At 66.7% G+C, this 2,589-nt stretch carries 1 protein-coding gene and 2 pseudogenes; 1 reads left to right on the top strand and 2 read right to left on the bottom strand.

All coding sequences use genetic code 11. The features are described from left to right. Positions 1-237: 237 nt before the first annotated feature. On the top strand, positions 238-636 hold the full coding sequence (locus tag ABZ951_RS33745; protein WP_344098194.1) for a transposase: 399 nt from the start codon (positions 238-240) through the stop codon (positions 634-636). Between the two features lie 810 nt (positions 637-1,446). Here ABZ951_RS33745 and ABZ951_RS33740 read toward each other — a convergent pair. Both ABZ951_RS33740 and ABZ951_RS33735 read right to left on the bottom strand, forming a co-directional pair. Beyond that, a pseudogene (locus ABZ951_RS33740) lies at positions 1,447-1,721 on the bottom strand (transposase); the annotation flags it as partial. Between the two features lie 169 nt (positions 1,722-1,890). Further along, positions 1,891-2,468 (bottom strand): annotated as a pseudogene (locus ABZ951_RS33735) (IS5 family transposase); the annotation flags it as partial. Between the last annotated feature and the right edge of the window lie 121 nt (positions 2,469-2,589).

The following is a 2,589-nucleotide window of genomic DNA, read 5'->3' as shown; positions in this document are numbered from 1 at the left end:
AGTGGTCGTCCACGACGCACCGGGCCAGACGGAGTCGCCCCGTCGGTGTCAGCGGGGCATTACGGTGGGACACGAGGGCCTCCTGCGGTCGGGTGTAGACGTCGCAATCCACACCGAACCCAGAAGGCCCTCACCTGTTCAAGCACCCAGCACGCGTGTCACCAACGTCCCGGGACAACACATCTAGGGCGTTTCTTTCAGATCATCGGATCGTTGGTCCGGGTGTGTCGTCGACCGATGCCCAGTGGGCGCGGATCGAGCCGCTGCTGCCGGACCGGACACCGGGGCGGGCAGTGGCGGGGTCACCGACAGGTGATCGAGGCGCTCGCGTTCAAGTACCGCACCGGGACACCGGGGACGGATCTACCCGAGCGGTTCGGCTTGTGGAAAGGCGTTCACCACCGGCTGCGGAAGTGGGCGATCGACGGCACGCGGGAGCAGGTGTTCACCGCGCTGCTCGCCGGGGCCGACGCCGAGGACGGCCTGGACTGGGTCATCGCGGTCGACTCGACCATCGTCCGCGCTCACCCGAATATGCCAATGTCGCCCGGAGTCGGGAATGGGGCCGCAGCCTCCTGGCCCGAGCCTGATCTGATGTGCGAGCGGCCGATGCGGCGTAACGGCCGGATTACCTGAGCATATTGCAGACGTTCAGGTACCCACTCGCGCGCCACACCCCTCACCACAGGCTTCGCCCGGCCTCGCATCGGCATGCTTGCGGTAAGGGTCTTGTTCCGGAAGCACAAGCGCACGCACCTGCCTCTGCACCGGAAGGCCCGTGGCAGGCTCTGGCGTGCGGGGTGGTGGGTACACCGCATCCGCTCACGGTGGAGGTCCCTGCTCCATGAACCACACCCGTTCCCCCCGCAGGCTCGTGCAGCGCAATCAGATGCCCGCCGTCGGTCGCTCCCAGCATCATGACGCAGCGCACCAGCCCTACATCCCGGCTGCCGCTTTCCGGCGGCGCATTTCCCGGGCCGCCATGGGCCTGCTGACCCTGGCCGGAGCCATCATGGTCCCGCTGGCCACGGCCGACACCGCCTATGCAGCCGAGACGGTCACCATCAACCCCACCGCCCCCCTGCACGACCAAGGATTCGCTAGGAACATTTTTGCGGAGGTATCCGGCACGGCGTCATGCGACCGCACCCCGGCCCAGTGGTCCCAGATCGTCCGCGTCCAGCTCCGTCAGGGGGTCCAATTCGGCGAATTCACTATGGGCCTCCAAGGACGAGCAGACTCCAATAGGTTCTTCTGTGACAGCCGCCCCCACGCCTGGAAAGCCCGCGTGCGCGCCACGGTGGAGGGGCGACAGTTTTGGTGGGTCCGGTGGCGCCCCGGGCCCGCCGCCGTAGAAGCACAAATCTCAGATGAGATCGTCAGGCAAACAATTACCCTTGTAGAGAGGTAGGACGCTTCATCTGGATCACGTGGCGGTCCACTGGATCACGTGGCGGTCCAGATGAAGATGCCCGCGATGTACAGGGCGGCCAGGTAGACGGTGGCGGTCTTGTCGTAGCGGGTGGCGATGCCGCGCCATTGCTTGAGGCGGTTGATGCAGCGGTGTTGCGTTGCTTGCAGGCCTCGCGGTCGAAGGCGGGTGGCCGGCCGCCGTGGCTGCCGCGTCGCCTGCGGTGTGCCTGCTGATCGGCGGGGACGGGGATCACTGCCCGGATTCCGCGTTGTCGCAGGTGTTCGCGGATGGCACGGGACGAGTGCGCCTAATGGGAAGCGAACGTCGGCGGTAGCTGTCGTTCTCGGGCGCGAGCCGAGCCTTTGAGTATGCCCGGGCCTGAGAGCCCTGTTGACAAGACGAGGCTGGCTCGCGCCCCAACAGTCTGGGCGCGGGCTAAGTACAGCGACGGCTTGACGCTTATCCGCGTGGGATGTCTTGTCGGCCAGGACCACATCCAGCCTGATGCGGGGTCTTCCGACGGGCCGTGGCACCCGGACCTTGACCATGACCTGCTCGAAGGCGGGAGCGTCACCGGCCTGTCCGGGCGTGAGGACGAAGCACAGAGGGCGGCAGCGGCCGTCGGCGACCAGGTGGATCTTGGTCGTCAGCCCGCCGCGGGACCGCCCGAGGGCATGATCGGCTGGTTCGCCGGCCGGGGCCCCTTTTTGCGGGCCCCGGCCGCGTGCTGGTGCGCGCGCACGATGGTCGAGTCGACCGCGACCACCCACTCCAGGTCCTCATCCGCGTCGGCCTGGGCGAGCAGAGCGGTGAAGACGCATTCCCAGGTACCGTCGATCGTCCAGTTCCGCAGCCGCGTGTAAGCGCCCTTCCACGAGCCGTACTTCTCCGGCAGATGGACCCACTGTGACCCGGTCTGGAACTTCCAGGCGATCGCGTCGATCACCTCACGGTGATCACGCCACCGACCACCCCGCTTGGGCGTCCGGTCCGGCAGCAACGGCTCGATCCGCGCCCACTGCGCGTCCGTCAACGACACAGCCAGACCAACGATTAGATGATCCGAAAGAAACGCCCTAGTACTGCAACGGTCCTTGCTGTGACGGGTGGGCAGGTCGGTCGTTGGTGTGGTTATGGGTGGGGACCTTGGGAGTGCCAGGTTGTGGGCTGGAGAA

Origin of the sequence: Streptomyces sp. NPDC046215 (assembly GCF_040646215.1) — a bacterium.
Taxonomy (GTDB): Bacteria; Actinomycetota; Actinomycetes; order Streptomycetales; family Streptomycetaceae; genus Streptomyces; species Streptomyces stramineus.
This window is presented reverse-complemented; position numbering and strand designations above follow the sequence as displayed.